We start from the raw sequence: 21050 nt of genomic DNA on the forward strand, positions 1-21050 counted from the left end.
CACGGGTCCCCTTCCTCGTAGGCTTGCTTAACACCACAAGAACAAAGGAGTACCCCGATGCCGAGCACCGTGATCAGCGCCAACGTTGCAGCCGTCGATCCGGGCGCCTTGCGCCAGGCCTTCGGCACCTTCGTCACCGGCGTCACCGTCATCACCACCCATGACGCCGACGGCAACCCACGCGGCATGACCGCCAATTCGTTCACCTCGGTGTCCCTCGACCCACCGCTGCTGCTGGTGTGCGTGGGCAAGTCCGCCGCCAGCTACACCGCGTTCGCCAACACCGAACAGTTCGCCGTCAACCTGCTGCATGAAGGCCAGGTCGACGTCTCAGGCACCTTTGCCTCCAAGTCGCCGGACAAGTTCCACACCGTCAACCACGACACCGTGCACACCGGCGCGCCGATCCTCACCGACAGCCTGACCTGGTTCGATTGCAGCGTGCACCAGCGCATCGAAGCCGGCGACCACCTGGTGCTGATCGGCCAGGTGCGTGCCTTCGGCACCAGCCCCAAGCTGCCGCTGTGTTTCTGCCGGGGCCGCTACGCCAACATCCAGGACCCGCTGCCGGCCAGTTGGCTGGACTCCCACAAGATGATCATCGGCTACCTGATCGAAGCCGACGGCGGGATCCTGTTTCGCGCCGATGGCAATGGCGGCTGGACGCTGCCGGTGGCCGGCAAACGCAAAGGCTTTATCGACGCCGGTAACAGCTCGCTGCCGGTGGAACAGGAATCGACCTTCCTGTACTCGGCCTTCGATGTCGACGACACCGACCCCGGCTACCTGATCTACCGCGCCCAGCTCGGCCCGTTCGACAGCGGCCTGCCCGACACCCTGCGCGTCTTCCCGCTGGACGAGTTGCCCATCGAACAGATGCCGGTCAACGAACTGCGCTCGGTGGTGCGTCGCTATGCCCGCGAGCGCCAGAACCAGCAGTTCGGCATCTACACCGGCTCCGCCGCCAGCGGCCGCATCGCGATGCTCGAAAACGCGCCCCTTTGACACACACCTACAGGACTCCTGCATGAAAACCACGGTCAGCGCCCTTGAGGGCAACCGCCTCAACCTGTTTATCGACGGCCGCTTCGTTGCGCCTGCCAGCGACACCTACGTCGACAGTTTCGACCCCACCACCGGCCAGCCCTGGTACCAGTTCGCCCAGGCCGATGCCAGTGACGTCGCCCGCGCCGTCGCTTGCGCCCACAAGACCTTCAACGACCCGCAGTGGCGCAATATGACGCCCACCACACGGGGCAAATTGTTGTATCGCCTGGCCCAGCTGGTGGCCGAGCACGCCGAAGAACTGGCGCTGCTGGAAACCCGCGACAACGGCAAACTGCTGCGGGAAATGCGTGCCCAGATGAGCGCCCTGCCCGACGCCTACATCTACTTCGCGGGCATGGCCGACAAGCTGCAAGGCGAGGTGATCCCGGTCAATAAGCTCAACCAGCTCAACTACAGTAGCCGGGAACCGTTGGGCGTGGTCGGCATGATCACCCCGTGGAACTCGCCGTTGATGCTGCTCACCGGCACCCTCGCGCCGTGCTTGGCCATCGGCAACACGGTGGTGATCAAGCCATCGGAACACGCCAGCGCCTCCACACTTGCACTGGCCGAATTGATCATCGAAGCCGGCTTCCCGGCGGGTGTGGTCAACGTAGTCACCGGCAACGGCGCCGTCACCGGCGATGCGTTGACCCGCCACCCGGACATCGCCAAATACGTGTTCACCGGCAGCACCGACACCGGCCGACGCATCGCCGGCAACGCCGCCAACAACCTGGTGCCGTGCCAGATGGAATTGGGCGGCAAGTCGCCCCACGTGGTGTTTGCCGATGTCGATATCGAGAAGGCCGTGAACGGCGTGGTCTCCGGGATCTTCGCCGCCGCCGGGCAAAGCTGCGTGGCCGGTTCGCGCTGCTTTGTCGAGGCGCCGATCTACGACAAATTCGTCGAAGCCCTGGTGGCCCGCACCCAACAGATCAGCGTCGGCCACCCGATGGAAGAACACACCGACATCGGCCCGCTGGCCCTGCAAGCCCAACTGCAAAAGCTCGAAGGCTACATCGCCAGCGGCGCCAGACAAGGTGCGCAGATTGCGGTCGGCGGCAAGCGCCCCAATGCGGCCAACCTGTCCGAAGGCTGGTACTTCGAACCCACGGTGATGGCCAACGCCACCAACGACATGCCGTTCATGCGCGATGAACTGTTCGGCCCGGTAGTGGGCGTGATGCCCTTCACCACCGAAGAGCAAATGCTCAACCTGGCCAACGACACCCACTACGGCCTGGCCTCGGGCATCTGGACCCAGAACATCGATCGCGCCCTGCGTTTTGCCAACCGCATCGATGCCGGCACGGTGTGGATCAACACCTACCGCAGCTCGGCCTACATGTCCGCCAATGGCGGTTTCAAACACAGCGGTTATGGCCGTCGCGGCGGCTTTGACGTGATGCGCGAGTTTTCCCGGGCCAAGAACGTGGTCATCGATTATTCCGGCGAAATGCAGGACCCCTTCGTCATTCGCCTGCGCTGATTATTCAAGGAGCACCTTATGAAATTCGCCGTATCCCTGAGCATGGAACGCTTCTCGCCGGACGTGCCGATGCAGACCGTCATGGCCAACCTGCTGGAGCTAGCAAAGATCGCCGATGCCGGCGGCTTTGAAACCCTGTGGACCTCCGAGCACCACACCCTGGAATGCACCATCGCGCCCAACCCGTTCCAGACCCTGACCTGGCTCGGCCAGCACACCGAACGCATTCGCCTGGGCACCGCGACCCTCGCCGCCGCTTATTGGCATCCGATCCGCCTGGCGGGCGAAGCGGCGCTGTGTGATCACCTGACCCAAGGTCGCCTGGAGTTCGGGATTGCCCGCGGTTCCTACCAGTACGAATTCGACCGCATGACCCCCGGCCTGCAACAGCAGGAAGGCGTGGGCTACATGAAGGAACTGGTGCCGGCGGTGCAAAAGCTCTGGACCGGCGACTACGCCCACGACGGCCACTACTGGAAATTCCCGCAGACCGCTGCGGTGCCCAAGCCATTGCAAAAAGGCCACCCGCCAATCTGGGTCGCCGCGCGGGACCCGGGCACCTTCGATTGGGCGGTGAGCATCGGCGCGAACATCCTGTCCACCCCGCTCTCGCTGCCGGCGGCCGAAATCGCCGTGCTCGGCGAGAAGTTCAACAAGGCCGTGGCCGACAACCCCCACGTGCCGCGCCCGCGCTTCATGATGCAGCGCCGTACCTGCGTGTACGCCAATGCCAACGACTGGGAATTGCCGGTCAAGCACAGCATGGACTTTGGCCGCGCCTTCGAAAACCTGATGCAGAACATCGGCACCGTGCACAACGGCTTCCCGGAGCCGGTGCCGTTTGAAAGCGTGCGCGGCAAAGACAACTACAACCCGGAAAACCTGCGACGCAACCTGATGTTCGGCACCCCCGAGGAGATCATCGAAAAGCTGCTCGACTACGAAGCCGCCGGTGTCGACCAGTATTGCCTGGGCCTGACCTTCAACCTGCCGTTTGAATTGCAGAAGCAGACCCTGCGCCTGTTCATCGATGAAGTGATGCCGTTCTTCGCCGAGCGCGAACGCGCCAGACAACGCGACAAGGTCAGCGCGTGATGGGCCAGGCACAACGTTTCAGCGTGGCCAACGTCACGCTCAACTATCGCCTGGACGGGCATGGGCCGCGCCCGCTGGTGTGTATCCATGGCGTGGGCTCCAGCCTCGAGGCGTGGGCCGAGACGGTGGCCGATTTGCAGGAGCAGTTCACCGTGCTGACCTTCGACCTGCGCGGCCACGGCCAGTCGTCGCGCACACCCGGGCGTTATGAAATTGATCACCTGGTGGGCGAGGCCCTGGCCCTGGCAGATCACGTGGGTTTCAAGCAGTTCGACCTGGCCGGGTTCTCGTTGGGCGGTTTGATCGCCCAGCGCATGGCCCTGACCCATCCGGCGCGGGTGCGTCGTCTGGTGCTGCTGTCCACTGTGGCCGGGCGTAACGCCGAGGAGCGCGAGCGGGTGCAGGCACGCCTCGCCGCGTTGCAGGCCGGGGAGCCCGTGGCCCACTACGAGGCGTCGTTGTCGCGCTGGCTGACCGAGGACTTCCAGGCACGCCATCCCGAGGCCGTCACCCGCCTGCGTCAGTTGAATGCCGAGAACGACCCCGGCTGTTATGCCGCGGCGTATCGCATCCTCGCCGAGTCGGATTTCGGCGAACAGCTGTCACGGATCCACTGCCCCACCCTGATTGCCACCGGCGCCGACGATGCCGGCTCCAACCCGCGCATGGCGGCGTTCATGCACGCGCGCATCGAGGGTTCGCAACTGCAGATTCTGCCGGGGCTGCGCCATTGCATTCTGATCGAGGCGCCGCAACAGGTGGCCGCCCTGATACGCGATTTTCTAACCGACTCGGAGACCCATCATGGATAAATCACTGCAGGCCCAGGGCGAAAGCGTGCGCCGCCAGGTCTTGGGCGATAGCTACGTCGACCAGGCCCTGGGCCGCGCCGACGACTTTTCCCGACCCTTCCAGACGGTGCTCAACGAGTACTGCTGGGGCATGGTCTGGACCGACGACAGCCTGGACCTCAAGCAACGCAGCCTGCTCAACCTGGGGATGCTCGCGGCGCTGGGGCGCATGGACGAATTCGGCACGCATTTTTGCGGTGCCATCCGCAACGGCCTGAGCGACGACGAACTGCGCGCCGCCCTGGTGCAGATCGCGGTGTATTGCGGCGTTCCGGCGGGTGTCGAGGCGTTCCGCGTGGCCCGCAAGGCCCGGGAAAGCATGGCTCCATCGGATTCACCGACCGGTTGACGGCCAACCCTTGCACTCGTCACACCGCTCATGCTGTAAGTGCCTTGGCACCACAACAAGAAATTTTTGCGACTGCACCTTGCGTCGTCATAGCTCGAAGATTTTTAACTGCCAGTAGCCCAAAAATTTCTATTGATGAAGTTTTCCGCAGATTGCAAAACAACAATTGGAGGCAATTGGTGAGCGAACGACTAAAGATTGAGAACCTCTACAAGGTCTTTTCCTCGACGCCCGACAGAGCCATGCAGCTCTTGACCGCCGGGGCCAGCAAAGACCGGATCCTGGCCGAGACCGCAACCGTGGTCGGCCTCAACAACGTATCGCTGTCGATTCCAAGCGGTGCGATCTACATGATCATGGGCCTCTCGGGCTCGGGCAAATCCACCCTGGCGCGCTGCATCAACCGCCTGAACGAACCGACCGCGGGCAAGATCCTGCTGGACGGCGAAGACCTGGTGACCCTCGACGAAAACCAGTTGCGGGAAGTGCGCCGCACGCGCATCTCCATGGTGTTCCAGCACTTCGCGCTGCTGCCGAACAAAACCGTGATCGAGAACACCGAGTTCGGCCTCAAGCTGCGGGGTGTCTCGGCCGCCGAGCGGCGCAAGCGTGCCCTGGAAGTGCTGGCCATTGTGGGCCTGGCCAAGTGGGCAGACCACCATCCCCACGAGCTGTCCGGCGGCATGCGCCAGCGTGTGGGCCTGGCCCGTGCACTGGCCACCGACGCTGACGTGTTGATCATGGACGAAGCCTTCAGCGCACTCGACCCGTTGATCCGCACCGAGATGCAGGACGAGTTGCTGCGCCTGCAACGCACCCTGAAAAAAACCATCCTGTTCATCACCCACGACTTCCAGGAAGCCCTGAAGCTGGGCACGCGCATCGCGATCATGGCCGACGGCCAAGTGGTGCGCGAGGGCACGCCCCAGGAAATCGTGATGGACCCGGGCAGTGATTACGTCGCGGCGTTCACCCGGGAGGTGGACCGTTCGCGGCTGTTCGATGCGCGCTCGATCATGGAGAAAGCCAACACCCTGCTGGTGCAAGGCGACACCCGGGTGGTGGGCAATGAAAGCTCGGCAGCCTTCGTGCTCAACACCAGCGGCAAGGCCGTCGGCGTGCTGGACTCGGCGGCGCTGCTGGCCGTGGGCGGCGGCGCCGACGCCCTGCAACAGTTGTCGAGCCAGTTCGTCAGCGTGCCGGCCAACGCCAAGCTGGTGGAAGCCGCACGCCTGCTCAAGCCGGGCCTGCCGGTGGCGGTGGTGGATGGCGACGGGCTGTTCGTCGGCACGCTCAACAGCGCGCACATTCTTGATTGCATAGCCAGCGTCCCGGCCCCGCGCCCTGCCGCTGCGGAGGTTGCACAGCATGCTTAGTTCAGAAGACCTCGCGGTTCTACCCGTAGACCAATGGATCAGCCAGGGCGTGGAGTGGCTGGGGATTCATCTGCGGCCGATGTTCCAGGCGATCCGCTGGCCGGTGGAGCATTTGCTGGGCTTAAGTGACACGGTGATCCATGCGATCCCGTTCCCGGTCATGGTGCTGCTGATGTTCGTGATCGCCTATCGCGCCGCGAGCCTGGGAGTGGCGGTGTTCAGCGCCGTGGCACTGGTGGTGATCGCCGCGCTGGGAGTGTGGGACGAGGCCATGACCACCTTGTCGCTGATCACCACGGCGATTGTGATCTGCATGGTGGTGGGCATTCCGGTGGGCATCTGGTGTGCCCGCAGTGAGCGGGTGTGGGGCGTGATGCGGCCGATTCTCGACATCATGCAAACCACCCCGACCTTCGTGTACCTGGTGCCGGTGGTGATGCTGTTTGGTGTCGGCACTGTGTCGGGAGAAGTGGCGGTGGTGATCTCCGCCTGCCCGCCTCTGATTCGCTTTACCTACCTGGGCATCCGCATGGTCGACACCGAACTGGTGGAAGCCGGCCACGCCTTTGGTGCAGACACGGCCATGGTGATGTCGGTGGTGGTGGCGATGATCGGCGCCGAAGGCCTGGGCCTGGTGGTGCTGCAAGGCCTGGGGCGGATGGACGTGGGCCGCGCGGCGGTGGGCGGGATTGCCATTGTGCTGCTGGCGATGATGCTCGACCGCATCACCCAGAACCTGGCGCAGCCGACGGTGCGCAAACGCAAGTCGCTGTTCAAGCGCCTGCTGAATCCGAACCCGGTAAACGCTTAAAAATACAAGAAATCATGAATGCCCGTTGTTGACTGCCAACCCTGACCATAACGAGAAAAAAAAGAGGAAATCATGATGCATCCATTCAAAGCCTTGCTTGGATTTGCAGCAGTGTTGTACCTGGCAAGTACGCAGGTGTGGGCCGAAGATTTACCCGGCACCGGCAAGACCATCCGCTTCGTGCAATCGGAGAGCACCGGCGGCAACTACGTACTGACCAAAATCGCGATCGAGGCCACCAAGCGCCTGGGCTATGCAAGCAAGTTGAGCACCGTGAACACCACGCTGTTCTTCCCCGCCGCCGCCCAGGGCGACCTGGATTTGTCGATGGACGTGACTTTGCCGATGCTGCAACCCAGCTTTGACAAGGTGAAGGACCGCACCGAAGTGGTGGGCGCAGGCTTCATTACCGGCGCCGGCTACAACGGCTACATGATCGACAAGAAAACCGCCGATGCGTACGGCATCACCAGCCTGGAGCAAATGAAGGACCCGAAAATCGCCGGGCTGTTCGGCAAGGACGGCAAGGCCAACCTGATCAGTTGTGACCCGGGTTGGGGCTGTGGTGATGTGGTGGATTACCAGCTCGAGAAATTCGGCCTCAAGGACACGGTGAATCCGGTTCGCGGCAAGTACGAAGCGCTGATGTTCGAAAACGTCGCCCGCCTCAAACGTGGCGAGCCGGTGTTTTTCTATGCGTGGGCGCCGTCGTGGATGACCAACACCATGGTGCCGGGCAAGGACGTGGTGTGGTTGCCGACGCCGTTTGATGCATTGCCGGGCAATGTGCCGAGCACCACGTCGGCACTCACGCCCGGGGTTTCCGGGTGTGCCGGCGGGGCCGATCCGTGCCGCATGGCGATGGCGGCGTGGAACTGGTACGCGATCGGCAACAAGCAGTTCATCGCGGCGAATCCGGCGATCAAGAAGCTGGTGGAGCAGATGACGTTCTCCCAGGCGACCTGGAGTTATTGGGAAAAAACCATCAGCGCCGACGGCTCCAGCGAACGCAATATTCGCAAGCTGGCGGAGGACTGGATGAAAGAAAACAAAGCGACCTTTGACGGCTGGATAGCCACCGCAAAAACCGCGAAGTAGCACCCATTCAATGTGGGAGCTGGCTTGCCTGCGATGGCGGTGGTGAATTCAACATCGTTATCGCAGGCAAGCCAGCTCCCACAGTTGATTTTCACCCACCGCAAAAAAAACCTGTTTGGGCGACATCAATCAGAAAAAACCCACTGCCCCACCCCCACCAAACCACCAATCCCGCACGCGCCCCTGCCCTAGCATTACTCCCACTCAGACGAACCGGAGTGAACCCGATGACCTACAAACACCCACTGTTGTTCAAGGCCCTGTGCTACGTCGACGGCCATTGGGTCCACAGCGCCAGTGCCAGCACCATGGCCGTGCACAACCCGGCGAACCAGCAACTGATCGGCCATGTGCCGATGCTGGAAAAACCCCAGATTGTCGCCGCCATCGACGCCGCACACCGCGCCTTCGCCGCCTGGCGTGAACAGAGCCTCGATGCCCGCGCCACGATCCTGCGGCGCTGGGCGGCCCTGATCCTCGAACACCAGGAAGACCTTGCCCGTATCCTCAGCCAGGAACAGGGCAAACCGCTTGCCGAAGCCCGCGGCGAAATCGCCTATGCCGCAAGCTTCATTCCATGGTTCGCCGAAGAAGCCCGGCGCCTGTACGGCCAGAACATTCCCAGCCATATCCCCGGTGCGCACCTGGGCACCCTCAAGGAACCCGTGGGCGTGTGCGCCCTGCTGACCCCGTGGAATTTCCCCTCGGCGATGATCACCCGCAAGGCCGCTGCCGCCCTCGCCGCCGGTTGCACGGTGGTGGTCAAGCCCGCCCATGAAACCCCCTACTCGGCCCTGGCCCTGGCGCAACTGGCCGAGGAAGCCGGCTTCCCGCCGGGGGTGTTCAACGTAGTGCTGGGCGAACCGCAGATGGCCATGCAAACCCTGGTGCAGGACAGCCGCGTGCGTTCGGTGAGCTTCACCGGCTCGACCCGGGTCGGCAAGCTGGTATTGCAGGCGGCGGCCCAGGACGTGAAGAAGGTCTCGCTGGAACTGGGGGGCAATGCGCCGTTTATTGTCTGCGCCGATGCCCACCTTGAGCACGCCGTGAAAGTCGCAGTGGAGGCCAAATTCCAAACCTCCGGCCAGGACTGCTGCGCCGCTAACCGGATCATGGTGGAGCGCTCGGTCTATCCCGAATTCCTCAGCCGTTTCGCCGCCGCCGTGCGGGAGCTACGGGTCGGCCCGGCGTTGATCGGCGGCCAGGAGCAAAACGTCGACATCGGCCCGCTGATGCACCAGGCCGCCTTCGACGTCACCGCCGAGCGCGTGGCCGATGCCCTGGAGCTGGGCGCAAACCGTCTGGTGGGCGGCGAAGCCCATGCACTGGGCGGGCTGTTTTACCAGCCCACGGTGCTCGCCGACGTGACCCCGCAGATGCGCATCTACCGCGAAGAAAACTTCGCGCCGATCGCCGGGGTGATGCCGTTCGACTCGATTGAACAGGCCATCGAGATGGCCAACGACACCGAATACGGCCTGGCTGCCTACATTTGTTCCAACCGCCTGGACCTGATCTACCCGCTGATCCGCCGCCTCGACCACGCCATGGTCGCCGTCAACGGAGTGAAATTCACCGGCCACCCGATTCCCTTTGGCGGCATGAAAGCCTCGGGCCTGGGCCGTGAAGGCGGCGCCGAGGGTTTCGAAGCCTTTGTCGAAACCAAATACTTTTGCCTGCATCACCAAGGCCAATTCCAAGGAGAGCAACCATGAGCCAAGCACTCGAAAGCCTGTTCGAACAAGACCGCGCGCACTTCATGCACCCATCCACCCACGCCCATGACCACGCCAGCGGCGCGCTCAAGGGCCGCATCATCCAGAGCGCGTCGGGCATCCGTATTCGCGACCACGAAGGCCATGAATTCATCGATGCGTTTGCCGGCCTGTACTGCGTGAACATCGGCTACGGCCGCACCGAAGTCGCCGATGCGATCTACAAGCAAGCCAAGGAACTGGCCTACTACCACACCTACGTCGGCCACTCGACCGAGGCGATCATCGAGCTGTCGAGCCGTATCATGGACTGGGCGCCCGAGGGCATGAAAAAGGTCTATTACGGCCTGTCCGGCTCCGACGCCAACGAAACCCAGATCAAGCTGGTGCGTTACTACAACAACGTGCTGGGCCGCCCACAGAAGAAGAAAATCATCTCCCGTGATCGTGGCTACCACGGTTCGGGCATCATGACCGGCAGCCTTACGGGCCTGGCGGCGTTTCACCAGCATTTCGACCTGCCGGAACAGGGCATCCAGCACACCGTTTGCCCCCACTGGTACCGCAAGGCGCCGGCGGGCATGGACGAAGCCGGGTTCGTGCGTTACTGCGCCGATGAGCTGGAAAAAATGATCCTCGCCGAAGGCCCCGACACCGTCGCCGCCTTCATTGGCGAACCGGTGATGGGCACCGGCGGCATCGTGGTGCCGCCGGCCGGTTACTGGGCGGCGATCCAGGCGGTACTCAACAAGTACGACGTGCTGCTGATCGCCGATGAAGTGGTCTGCGCCTTCGGCCGCCTAGGCTCGAAAATGGGCAGCCAGCGCTACGGCATGCGCCCGGACCTGATCACCACCGCCAAGGGCCTGACCAGTGCGTATGCGCCGCTGTCGGCGGTGATCATCGGTGAGAAGGTGTGGGACGTGATTGAAAAAGCCTCGACTCACGAAGGTGCCATGGGCCACGGCTGGACCTACTCCGGGCACCCGATCTGCGCGGCGGCGGCATTGGCCAACCTGGATATCCTGGAACGGGAAAACCTCACCGCCAATGCGGACGAAGTCGGCAGCTACCTGAACCGTCGCCTGCGGGAAACCCTCGAAGGCCACCCGCTGGTGGGCGAAGTGCGCGGTGACGGCATGCTTGCCGCCGTGGAATTCATGGCCGACCGCGAGCAACGCACGCCGTTCGATGCAGCCTTGAAAGTGGGCCCGAAGGTCTCGGCCGCCTGCCTGGAACGCGGCATGATCGCCCGGGCCATGCCCCACGGCGACATCCTCGGCTTTGCCCCGCCGCTGATCCTGACCAAGGCTGAGGCCGACCTGATTGTCGACATCACCAAGGGCGCGATCGACCAGGTGGCCGGGGAAGTGTTGGGCTGATGCTTTAAATGTGGTGAGGGAGCAAGGCTCCCTCACCCCTGGTTAAGCTGATAGCCTGATACTTACCCGCCCGCCTGCCGAGTCCGCTCCCGATGCACAAGCTTGACCGCTATGACCTGAAAATCCTGCGCATCCTCTCCGAGGACGGGCGCATCACCAAGTCGAGCCTGGCCGAGGCCATCAACCTCTCGGTGACACCGGCCTGGGAACGCGTACGCAAGCTGGAAAGCGCCGGCCTGGTCAAGGGCTACCGCGCCGTGATCGACTGGAACCAGGTGTTCAAGAGCCAGCAACTGCTGGTGGAAATCACCCTCGCCCGGCACACCGCCCAGGACATGCGCCGCTTCGAACAACGCATGAGCGACGCCCCCGAAGTCGAGTTCTGCTACGCCACCGGCGGCGGCGTGGACTACATCGCGATGATCCGCGCCACCGACATCGACCAGTACCAGCGCTTTATCGACCAGTTACTGCTGGAAGACTTGGCGATTGAGCGTTACTTCACCTATATCGTGACAAAGACTATCAAGCTCGGCGGGGCTTCGCCAACCCAAATATTGAACACTTTACCATCCGTCAACTAATATGTTTTTGGTAGAAATGACTTAGCATAAAATTTGAAGCCACCACTTTCAATACATCAACAACCGACACGCCACCATGCATAAAATCATCGTTGAGCCAGACGAATACGTTATCGCCATAACTGACATGCATACTCCCCACTTACTTCGCCGCCGCTAAAGAATTATGCTGGCGCTGAATATTCCGCTGAACAACACACCAGAGGATAATAATGGTGCCCTTGCTAAAACCGCCACAAGGTTGTTGCTAATGTCCGGTCGATCACGTCGAATAGATTGTTATCGAGCGCCATGTCCATGCGGCCAATGATGTCACCGATCATTCACGCAGAATCAACGTCATCAAAGGCCTTGGTAATCAGCGCATACTCGGTTCTCGGTGAAACCCTACAGCAGTACAGTCAGACGGTTTCATAAGCCATGCAAATGATCTGATAAGCGAAACTCACCGAGACGACTGATTGCATGATAAAAGAACTGCAAGAAGGTAAATTTTATGGTGATTACAGTCAGTTACCATAAGAATCAAACACTTGTTTGCAAGCTATGCTTTCAACCTCATCTGATCACTCGATCAGTAAATAAAAAAGCACGCCACTTTTTACTTCTATCGTTAGCAAATATAAAGTCAGGGCTTTTTAATTGTGGCTTTTTTCACAGTTGTCTCATAGAATCAATTGCGTAGGCTAGCTCCTCTCAGATTTGGTCTACGTTTCCATTTTTTACCCAGCCGTCACACGCTGGGTTTTTTTACATTTATAGCGCAGCAGTAAACTGGCCGATAAACAGAGTTATAGTATTGAGACTAACGCACCTACAAAACAAATGAGGTCATACGGATCCGAGCTGTGCTGAGATCCGCTAGGTACACAACGAGGCAGGAGACGTGCCTAGCGTCTGCCCATTGTATTCTGCCAACTTATCTACGGATAAATCCCCTCCGTTTTTAGTCAACCCTCAGTCATGCAGGGCACGTCCTTATCTAATCAACTCTACGATAGAGAGATTAGGCGTTGAGCGACCATCTCAGGAGAACGATCTATTGAAATACCACTATTTTTAATTACCAAATTAGGACATATATTCAACAACTGAAATTGGGCTTATTTAGCCGAGCGTAGTGAAGTACACCTTCGACTTTAATTATCTCCATGACTATTATATGTCGATGGTAGAAACCTGACCTACAGCAACTTTATTATTGAGAAAATTCAGAAGAGCTCGACGCCAGGAATCGCTCCGACTTATAGAACAGCTATTTTTTCAAACTTTTCGACTCATTCACCACCATGTTGTTTGGCCGAATGCCAATACTATTAGTCATGACATCACACTAAACTAAGTAAAGCCGATCCTTCATAGAGAAACAATTAATAGTTACCGGCCCGAATTATTCGCACAACTATCACTCGAATGACATCCGCTCCGTGAAGGTACTGTTAAAAACTCATACATATAGAACCCGTTCCCTCTCCAGACATGCGTGGTTGAATCTTATTGAGCTTGATCAGTTAGACTGGTTTTCGGCTTGACGACGACCGTCGTAGTGGTCCCCGCCGATAAAAGCATTCCTGTTGGGATGAAATCAATATGAATACGTACGGGGACACGCTGCGCAAGACGCACCCAGTTGAATGTCGGGTTGACGTCCGCGATGAGTTGCTGGCTCTGCGGATTATCACGATCGTAAATCGCCCGCGCGATGCTAACGACATGTCCACTCATACGCTCCCCACTCATTAGCTGCATTTCAGCCTCGTCTCCAATGCTAATCCGCGGCAGCTTGGTTTCTTCAAAATACCCGTATACCCAGAAGGAATTTTTATCAACCACCGCAACTTGAGCAACCCCCACCTGCGAATAGTCACCTTCGTGCACATCGAGGTTGGTGACATAACCATCTACAGGAGCCAATACACGAGTGCGCTCTACATTCAGCCTCGCTGCTGCTACCGCGGCCAATGACTCGCGATAAGCAGCTTGAGCTGCTGCTGCTGTATTCCTCGCATCATCCAGACTTTCTCTGGAAACCACATCGTCATCCATTGCTGCGCGGCGCTTGGCATTGAGATTGCGCATTTCCATCGTGGCCCTACGCGAAGCAGCCAACGCCTCTGCTTGTTCCAATAAAATTGCATAATGTTTCGGATCTATCTCTAGGAGTACATCTCCTTTTTTTACCAACTGATTGTCCGTAATCGGAACACGAGTAATCACGCCGGCCACTTCTGCTGCGACATTCACGATATTTGCGCGCACTCGCCCATCACGAGTCCAAGGCTTTTCCATGTAATTAAACCAGAGAGCACGACCGATCATTACGGCAGCGCAAGCAATAGCCAGCGTGGCAAGCAGACCAAGTAACGGTTTTAATTTCATATTTTATCTTCAATTATAAACCATAAGGGACAAACTACCGAACAGACAGACGTATAACGAGACCCGAAAGAGAGCTGGATGCCAAGAAAAATTATATATGCCCATCGCCGCGAATAATCGGTCCAACGTCCAACATATAACCGCTGCTACCGCAGCGAGCAGGGTAAGCGTTGGAAAATATACACCTTGAAATGCCAGTTCACGCGGCAGCTCATCAAAAAGAATCATATTAATTCCCAACTGTTGCGAAAGTTTCATCAGCTAGCGGTGACTCTGGGTCAAGCAAGCTGCTTCGAATGAAATGCAAATAGCTGGTGATTCGACGAAGGGGTGAATATTCAAAGTGATGTTCAAACGCCCCCATGGCTTCGACAGTCGTGGCAATAGCGTATTCAACTGCTTCAAGCGTGTTTTCGCGGAGAGCTACACTAGGGTGGCGGAATAGTTCGGCCAATGCCATACCCATTCCCCTGACAGCTTGTCGCCAAGGTGCTGTTGGCGCGTAACAGGCCAGATCTGGCAGCCGTGATTGTTCCTCCCGCAATTCAATGATTCCATGACCGACCTCAAGTACCAGGAACATCCAGCGCAACAAGGATCTTTGCACTTTGGGATGCGTGGCTGAGACTCCATAAGCCTGATTCATCAAGTCACGAGTAGAGCTCTCAAAACGCTCACTAAGCCCCACCAGTTTACTGGTCATGGCTCGGGTAACTCTCATGCGCAAATCTTGCTCCAGGCGACGCCATAGCCAGGCACTTGTTGGTGGTAATAGGATTGCTGCAAATAGCGCAGCGGCTGTCTGCGAGAGAACTAACGCGATATATTGGTTAATCAAATTGCTAGGATCGTAAACGGTCAGGTTGGCGGGTACCGCACCGAACGAAAAGAAAATCAGCAACCCCATCCCATAGCCCGCATAAGGAGGTTTCACCGTAAGATATCCACCGGCGATGTATACGGGGGCGAGCGCCAAGCACAGCAAGGGAAAGCCATCCAGATGCGGAAAAACAAAAAACATCTCAATACAGCCTAAGATCGCGCCGCAAAAGGTGCCAACTGCCATCTGCCTGGCTTGCTTTGCTGGGTTCGGGGTGGCAGATAACATTGCGGCAATTGCAGTGGCCACCAGAACGAAAGTACTACCGCTAGGCCAAGCCGTCTCGATCCAAACGGTGCCTAGAACAAGGATCATGATTGCGGTGCGCGCACCCGCTACCAAAGCACCGACCATATTGGCTTTCGATGAAAAACCAAATCTCCAGTTTTCACGCTCATGGTGGTGATCCGCCAGCGACGCATGCGTCAAAAGGTAGTTATGTAAATCAGTCACGAGCCGATAGAGCAGCTCTCCCGCTGTTTCGAAATCCATCTGAATAGTACGGCTTGAACCATTCATCTGAAGTCCCACTCGCGCACTCCTGATTATTTCCCTCAATGCGTCTTGGTGTGCAATCAGTTCTCGCGCTAACACCTCCGCGTCGATATCGGTGAGCGGCTTACCCGCCCAAGGCATCAGAAGCTCTTTTAGGAGTTCTAGGCACGGCGTCAATGCATCCAAAGCGGCATACTCACCTTTACGTCCAAACCTGACTAGCACCTGATGCAACGCGTGATAACGTGTCGTAACCCCCATGAACTCACTGTTTGCGCGTGCAAGACGTCCCGCGCGGAGGCGCATATGTGGATCTTCGAACCAGGTGGCGCTGCGCAATGCCTCCAAACCTATCGCCTGGGAAACAAAGTTTATATTGGCGGCCTCAAAGTGCTTTTCCACTCCTCCACCAAGATTATCGAGAACAAATTGTGTGAACTCACCAAAGCGTAGATAAAGCGCATTACGCATCGCGGCGGCAGATGTCTGCGGTAGTATGACCGCGCTAACGACGCCGGAGCATACAATGGCCAAGAAAATCTCAAGCAATCGCCAGACCGCCAACATAAAAGCGTCTTGTGGTTGTAGCACCGCAGGGAGGCCGATTTGAGTCGCACTATACCCTGCAAGAACACACGCATAAGAGCGGAAGTCTCGATATCGCGCCGCACCGGCAGTGCAAAGGCCTACCCAGAGCGCAACCACCATTAAAAATAGAACTCTCTCCTGTGAGAACAACGCAATTAACACAAGCATTACTGCAAGCCCTATTACACTGCCAAGCATGCGATAAAAACTTTTCGCAAATACTTGCCCGCTTTGTGGCTGCATTACAATAAAAACTGTAATCACCGCAATGCTGGGCTGCGCAAGTTCGAAAACATAGGATAACCACAGCGTCAAAAATGCGGCAATCAACAGTTTAGCGATATAAACCCAAACCACACCATCAGTTCTTGCCCATTCAAAGAATGCTCTACGAAAAACATCGATAGATGCTTGCGTGCCATTTTTTTTAAACATGTTAATAGCTACGCTCATGCTTCGCAGTTTCAATGTACCTTACCCGAGAGTTCATCGGATACTGATCAATCGGAACTCCCCCCCCTAACGCAACGACAAGATCAGCCTGTGTTTTTAATAAACCAGCCTCCACACGCCGCAACTCAATGCGCTGCTGAAACATTTTGCTCTGTGCATTTAATACATTTAGATAGCCAGTCAGTCCGCCCCGAAATGCTTTCGTCGAGATGCTGAAGGCTGCCTCTGCGTACTCCACCGCCTTTAGTGCATGTTGATGTTGATTGCTCAATGAATTAAAACGGATAAGTTGATCCGAAATGCCTTTCAATGCATTGACAATTGTCTGATTGTACTCACCCACTGCAGCATCATAGGTCGCAGTTTGATAGCCGTATTGCTGGCGGCGTCTTCCTGCGTCAAAAATTGGTAACGAAATTGCAGGCCCTGCGTTGTAGTTGAACTTGCTTTTAGTCAGATACTCCAGCACCCCTCCGCCAACGGCACTGAATCCTAAGGTCGCAACCAAGTCCACATTGGGATAAAAGTCGGCCCGTGCTACATCCATACCCTTGGCCTGTGCTGCAATTTTCCAGCGTGCAGCCACAACATCGGGTCGATGCCCTACAAGCTCCAGGGGAACTGCGGTTGGCAATGCCGTGGAAACGCCTAACGACAGCGCTGGCCGCTTAATTACCGAGCCTGCCCCGGGGCCCTTCCCGGCCAATGCTGCGATCTGATTACGAGTCAAAACAATACCTTGATCAATTGCTTCAATTTTTCGCTCAGTTTCCGGCAAAGCCATCTGCGCTTCGACTATTTCCAACCTCGGGCCCAAGCCGCCTGCGAATCGACGTTTGGCGATAGATAATATTTCCTGCTGCTGTTGAAGCGTCGATTTAGCGATATCCAACTCCGCGTATTGTAAAGATAGCTGGATGTACACTCGGACAATATTGCTAACCAACTCAAGCTGGACCATTTGCGCCTCAGCTGCGGACATATATGCTAGATCCGTGAACCGCTCGGACTCACTGCGGTTACGTCCCCAGAAATCAAAGGCATAGCTAAAACCCAGATCAGTGTTGTTATCCCATGTGGTGGTATCGGCAAGGTCTCCAGCACCGTAGTGCTTATCCGTAGGCCACTTACGACGAAGAAGCGACGCATGGGCGCTCAATTGCGGAGATTCATTTGCGACCGCCAGGCCCGCCTGAGACAACGCCATGCGCACTCTAGCCGCAGCCTGACCTAGTGTTGGACTATTTTCCAGCGCTAGACTGACCCAATGATTGAGCTGAGGATCAGCATAGGCGCTCCACCATTGAGCCGACGGCCAAGCTGCGTCCTTGTTGGCAGATTCAATGGCTGCATCCAGCATCAACTCACTATCACCTACAAGTCTTTCCTGCGGGGAAATGCCATGCGATCCAATACAACCTGTGAGCAAGGTGAAAAAGGCCACAGAACAGAGAAACGCCAGGCCGTTAACGAAGTGTCGCAACACGGTAGAAGTCCTGGAGGATATAGTGGTGTTCGAGGTAACCCCAGAACGGAGCTGTGTATCATGGCAAGCAGAGTGGTTCGTGATAAGACCGCTGGTTTGGGTTTCATTACGTACTAAATTGCAATAATCCGTTTTCCTTTGGCAGGTAGAATCGTTGCTCACCACAAGCGATAAGGCTCCAAATGGATACTCTGCAAACCATGCGCGCGTTTGTCTGCGTGGCTGAAACAGGCAGCTTCAGCTGTGCTGCCAAACGGCTCGGCTGCACAAACTCATATGTGTCGAGGGCCATTGCAACCCTCGAAGCGCATTTACAGACACGACTCCTCAACCGCACAACTAGGCAAATTGCCCTGACCGAAGCGGGTCAACGATATCTTTCGCGTTGTGAACACATTTTCCTGTCTCTCGAACTGGCAGCAGCAGAAGCGAGTGACATGATTGCCCAACCCGTTGGTAAATTGCGTGTGCATTCGATGACAGGAGTCGGCCTGCATTACATCGTAAAAGCTATTGCTGGCTACCGGAAATTATATCCCGGTGTCAACTTCGAAATGACGATGGCCAATCGTGTACCTGATCTCGTGGAAGAAGGTTTTGATGTTTCCGTAGTCTTAGCAACTGAGCCACAAAGCTCAGATATGGTGTGGGAGCAAATTGGGGAGACCTACGGAGTTCTCTGCGCTTCTCCTCTTTATATAGAGGAGCATAGCCTACCCACATCACTCCAAGATTTGACGCATCACCAATGCCTGCGAATTCTGAGCAGAGTAATGACACTCGACTCATGGATTTTTACCGGACTCAGCGGTGAAGAAGCAGTCGAAATAAGAAACTCACCATTGACAGTTAATCATGGCGATGCGATGTTGAGGGCAATACAGTGCGGGATGGGGGTAGGTATTTTGCCAATTTATTCAGCCCAGCAAGGCCTACAAGATGGCACCTTAATTCGCGTTCTCAGCGAATACAAACTACAGTCTATTAATATCTATGCGCTTTATCAACCGCGAGAACATTTGGACGCAAAGATAAGAACATGGATAAGTTACCTTAGGAAGAGTTTTCCCGAAATGCTCAATGAAACATCTAGTTCGACGGCACCGTAGTGAGTGGTTATACACCCAACTCTCTCACATATATCTGTACGTGCAAAAGTAGCGCATACGACTCCCAACTAGCGTATGTGATGTGATAATTAGTGAGAGGATATGCGATCTTGGAGCTTTAGGACATGGAGGTTCGCAACACGTTTGAAACGCGAAACCGAAGCCGGCAATGCTGACCGTGTCGCATAAGCGCCTACCGTCATAGATAGTGAAATGTTGTAAATTATTAGAACACAGCTGCCAAGGACTCCGCGACCAGTGCCGTCGGATAGTTTTTCGGCCTTAGAGCTCCAAGCGTGATCACTTCTTATCCTCGGGACTGGATAGGTAATTTTCCCCCGCCCCCCAGAGAATAAAGATCAACATGGCCAAAGCACGAAGCTTAATGATGTAGCGTTTAGCTCACCGCGTGAGAAGTGAAAATTATTGCGGAAACTGCAGCAATACACAGCCCAGTGCAGCAATAGGAACCAGACAAGGCTGAATTTTAGTAAGCGACGGAAATAATATGCCCATACCACCCTTAAGGAAGGTCTGAAGTACCCCGCGATTTTTTGATGCTCCAATCATTTGGAGTTCAAAAAATCGACGGTCTGCCAAAAATCAGACTTAGGCTCTTCTTAATTCATTGTTTTTCCTTGAGGCGCGCCTTTTCTCCGCGTATTTCGCGCATCACAGACGCACCTCTCCCGCAACCAACAGCCGTTTTCGCATCATCCACAGGTTTGACAGGGCAAACAGCGTGGTCTGTTGCGCGGTATTTTTTATCAGCCCGCGATAGCGCACTTTCGTATAGCCAAACTGGCGCTTGATCACCCGGAACGGATGTTCGACCTTGGCTCGCATCTGGGCCTTTGCGTATTCGATTTTGCGACGCACCTGAGTGATCAAACTCTGCTTGCCGTGCTTCTTATACGTGCTGGGCCGTGCGGCAATTGACCAGATCATCTGGCGATCTTGATGTTCCGGACGCTTGTCCACGCCGGTGTAACCGGCATCGCCAGAGACGTAAGTTTCCTCTCCATGCAGTAACTGATCGACCTGGGTCACGTCCGCCACATTCGCCGCCGTGCCCACCAGGCTGTGCACCAAACCGGATTCAGCATCGACACCGATATGCGCTTTCATTCCGAAGAAATATTGATTTCCTTTCTTCGTCTGGTGCATTTCTGGATCACGTTTACCGTCCTTGTTCTTGGTCGAACTCGGCGCATGAATGATCGTTGCATCGACCACCGTCCCCTGGCGTAGCAGCAAACCACGGTCGCCCAGATAGCCATTGATGACCTGCAAAGTCCCGGCAGCCAACTCATGTTTTTCCAGCAGGCGGCGGAAGTTGAGGATCGTGGTTTCATCCGGAATCCGATCCAGATGCAGCCCGGCAAACTGGCGCAGAATCGTGGTTTCGTAGAGGGATTCTTCCATCGCCGGGTCGCTGTAGCCAAACCAGTTCTGCATCAGATGAACCCGCAGCATGGCCATCAACGGATATGCCGGACGACCGCCTTCACCCTTCGGATAATACGGTTCGATCAACGTAACCAGACCTTTCCAGGGCACGACCTGACCCATCTCGATCAGGAAGCGCTCGCGGCGGGTTTGCTTGCGTTTGCCAGCGTATTCGGCATCGGCGAAGGATATTTGCTTCATCGGGGCTCAACCGTTCAGTTCGTGGGGCAAGCGTATTTCAGCAGACTTGGGAGTCTTTTTCAGAGTTTCCTTAACATCCACAATTCCAGCAAGATACAGGAACCAAATAGGAATCCCTCCTAGCCAGCTCCACATTGCCGCCAACTTTTCGATAGATAAAAAACTTCATACTATCAACAAAAATGAACAGAAAAAACAACTACCTGAAAT

At 56.8% G+C, this 21050-nt stretch carries 17 protein-coding genes; 12 read left to right on the top strand and 5 right to left on the bottom strand.

The window, feature by feature from the left end:
* Positions 1-57: 57 nt before the first annotated feature.
* The 11 genes from V7773_RS02070 to V7773_RS02120 all read left to right on the top strand — a co-directional run bounded on the left by V7773_RS02070 (position 58) and on the right by V7773_RS02120 (position 11800).
* Positions 58-1005, top strand: a complete 948-nt coding sequence (locus V7773_RS02070) for a flavin reductase family protein (RefSeq protein WP_294735979.1) — start codon at positions 58-60, stop codon at positions 1003-1005.
* 22 nt (positions 1006-1027) lie between these two features.
* Positions 1028-2539 (top strand): aldehyde dehydrogenase, encoded by a 1512-nt coding sequence (locus V7773_RS02075; protein ID WP_336072084.1) that lies wholly within the window; start codon positions 1028-1030, stop codon positions 2537-2539.
* Positions 2540-2557: 18 nt separating this feature from the next.
* On the top strand, positions 2558-3634 hold the full coding sequence (locus V7773_RS02080) for an LLM class flavin-dependent oxidoreductase (protein ID WP_177042695.1): 1077 nt from the start codon (positions 2558-2560) through the stop codon (positions 3632-3634).
* Positions 3634-4446, top strand: a complete 813-nt coding sequence (locus tag V7773_RS02085; protein ID WP_330212862.1) for an alpha/beta fold hydrolase — start codon at positions 3634-3636, stop codon at positions 4444-4446. The genes V7773_RS02080 and V7773_RS02085 overlap by 1 nt, the downstream gene beginning before the upstream one ends.
* Positions 4439-4834: a carboxymuconolactone decarboxylase family protein gene (locus tag V7773_RS02090; protein WP_336072086.1), complete on the top strand. Its 396-nt coding sequence runs from the start codon at positions 4439-4441 to the stop codon at positions 4832-4834. Before V7773_RS02085 ends, V7773_RS02090 begins: the two co-directional genes overlap by 8 nt.
* Before the next feature lie 179 nt (positions 4835-5013).
* Positions 5014-6210, top strand: a complete 1197-nt coding sequence (locus V7773_RS02095) for a quaternary amine ABC transporter ATP-binding protein (protein ID WP_259195652.1) — start codon at positions 5014-5016, stop codon at positions 6208-6210.
* Positions 6203-7021 carry an ABC transporter permease gene (locus V7773_RS02100; RefSeq protein WP_336072087.1) on the top strand — a complete coding sequence of 273 codons (819 nt, stop codon included), beginning with the start codon at positions 6203-6205 and terminating at the stop codon, positions 7019-7021. Before V7773_RS02095 ends, V7773_RS02100 begins: the two co-directional genes overlap by 8 nt.
* A 72-nt stretch (positions 7022-7093) precedes the next feature.
* Positions 7094-8119, top strand: coding sequence for a glycine betaine/L-proline ABC transporter substrate-binding protein ProX (gene proX / locus V7773_RS02105; RefSeq protein ID WP_336072089.1), 1026 nt, complete (start codon positions 7094-7096; stop codon positions 8117-8119).
* 227 nt (positions 8120-8346) lie between these two features.
* Positions 8347-9834: an NAD-dependent succinate-semialdehyde dehydrogenase gene (locus tag V7773_RS02110; RefSeq protein ID WP_336072091.1), complete on the top strand. Its 1488-nt coding sequence runs from the start codon at positions 8347-8349 to the stop codon at positions 9832-9834.
* Positions 9831-11216, top strand: coding sequence for an aspartate aminotransferase family protein (locus V7773_RS02115; protein WP_336072093.1), 1386 nt, complete (start codon positions 9831-9833; stop codon positions 11214-11216). Before V7773_RS02110 ends, V7773_RS02115 begins: the two co-directional genes overlap by 4 nt.
* A 92-nt stretch (positions 11217-11308) precedes the next feature.
* Complete coding sequence (locus V7773_RS02120; RefSeq protein ID WP_336072095.1) at positions 11309-11800, top strand: Lrp/AsnC family transcriptional regulator; 492 nt, start codon at positions 11309-11311, stop codon at positions 11798-11800.
* Positions 11801-13294: 1494 nt separating this feature from the next.
* Here V7773_RS02120 and V7773_RS02125 read toward each other — a convergent pair.
* Genes V7773_RS02125 through V7773_RS02140 form a run of 4 tightly spaced genes read right to left on the bottom strand, consistent with a single transcriptional unit; the run spans position 13295 to position 18081 of the window.
* Positions 13295-14179, bottom strand: a complete 885-nt coding sequence (locus V7773_RS02125; protein ID WP_079443392.1) for an efflux RND transporter periplasmic adaptor subunit — start codon at positions 14177-14179, stop codon at positions 13295-13297.
* Between the two features lie 9 nt (positions 14180-14188).
* Positions 14189-14389: a DUF1656 domain-containing protein gene (locus V7773_RS02130; RefSeq protein ID WP_079445005.1), complete on the bottom strand. Its 201-nt coding sequence runs from the start codon at positions 14387-14389 to the stop codon at positions 14189-14191.
* Between the two features lie 19 nt (positions 14390-14408).
* Entirely contained in the window at positions 14409-16595 is a 2187-nt protein-coding gene (locus tag V7773_RS02135; protein WP_336072098.1) for an FUSC family protein, read from the bottom strand.
* A complete protein-coding gene (locus V7773_RS02140) occupies positions 16579-18081 on the bottom strand; it encodes an efflux transporter outer membrane subunit (RefSeq protein ID WP_336072100.1) in 1503 nt (500 codons plus the stop codon). The genes V7773_RS02135 and V7773_RS02140 overlap by 17 nt, the downstream gene beginning before the upstream one ends.
* A 182-nt stretch (positions 18082-18263) precedes the next feature.
* On the opposite strand from V7773_RS02140, the gene V7773_RS02145 reads away from it, so the two are divergent.
* Positions 18264-19190 (top strand): LysR family transcriptional regulator, encoded by a 927-nt coding sequence (locus V7773_RS02145; protein WP_336072102.1) that lies wholly within the window; start codon positions 18264-18266, stop codon positions 19188-19190.
* A gap of 672 nt (positions 19191-19862) precedes the next feature.
* On the opposite strand, the gene V7773_RS02150 is transcribed toward V7773_RS02145, so the two are convergent.
* Entirely contained in the window at positions 19863-20840 is a 978-nt protein-coding gene (locus tag V7773_RS02150; protein ID WP_336072104.1) for an IS5 family transposase, read from the bottom strand.
* Between the last annotated feature and the right edge of the window lie 210 nt (positions 20841-21050).

Source organism: Pseudomonas sp. 3JA (genome assembly GCF_036961705.1).
Classification (GTDB): domain Bacteria; phylum Pseudomonadota; class Gammaproteobacteria; order Pseudomonadales; family Pseudomonadaceae; genus Aquipseudomonas; species Aquipseudomonas fluorescens_Q.

Bases quoted from the DNA above. Each gene is read 5' to 3' on its own strand.
- V7773_RS02075 (WP_336072084.1), top strand. From the start codon at position 1,028: ATGAAAACCACGGTCAGCGCCCTTGAGGGCAACCGCCTCAACCTGTTT.
- V7773_RS02085 (WP_330212862.1), top strand. From the start codon at position 3,634: ATGGGCCAGGCACAACGTTTCAGCGTGGCCAACGTCACGCTCAACTAT.
- V7773_RS02090 (WP_336072086.1), top strand. From the start codon at position 4,439: ATGGATAAATCACTGCAGGCCCAGGGCGAAAGCGTGCGCCGCCAGGTC.
- V7773_RS02100 (WP_336072087.1), top strand. From the start codon at position 6,203: ATGCTTAGTTCAGAAGACCTCGCGGTTCTACCCGTAGACCAATGGATC.
- V7773_RS02120 (WP_336072095.1), top strand. From the start codon at position 11,309: ATGCACAAGCTTGACCGCTATGACCTGAAAATCCTGCGCATCCTCTCC.
- proX (WP_336072089.1), top strand. From the start codon at position 7,094: ATGATGCATCCATTCAAAGCCTTGCTTGGATTTGCAGCAGTGTTGTAC.
- V7773_RS02115 (WP_336072093.1), top strand. From the start codon at position 9,831: ATGAGCCAAGCACTCGAAAGCCTGTTCGAACAAGACCGCGCGCACTTC.
- V7773_RS02145 (WP_336072102.1), top strand. From the start codon at position 18,264: ATGGATACTCTGCAAACCATGCGCGCGTTTGTCTGCGTGGCTGAAACA.
- V7773_RS02080 (WP_177042695.1), top strand. From the start codon at position 2,558: ATGAAATTCGCCGTATCCCTGAGCATGGAACGCTTCTCGCCGGACGTG.
- V7773_RS02070 (WP_294735979.1), top strand. From the start codon at position 58: ATGCCGAGCACCGTGATCAGCGCCAACGTTGCAGCCGTCGATCCGGGC.
- V7773_RS02110 (WP_336072091.1), top strand. From the start codon at position 8,347: ATGACCTACAAACACCCACTGTTGTTCAAGGCCCTGTGCTACGTCGAC.
- V7773_RS02125 (WP_079443392.1), bottom strand. From the start codon at position 14,179: ATGAAATTAAAACCGTTACTTGGTCTGCTTGCCACGCTGGCTATTGCT.
- V7773_RS02135 (WP_336072098.1), bottom strand. From the start codon at position 16,595: ATGAGCGTAGCTATTAACATGTTTAAAAAAAATGGCACGCAAGCATCT.
- V7773_RS02150 (WP_336072104.1), bottom strand. From the start codon at position 20,840: ATGAAGCAAATATCCTTCGCCGATGCCGAATACGCTGGCAAACGCAAG.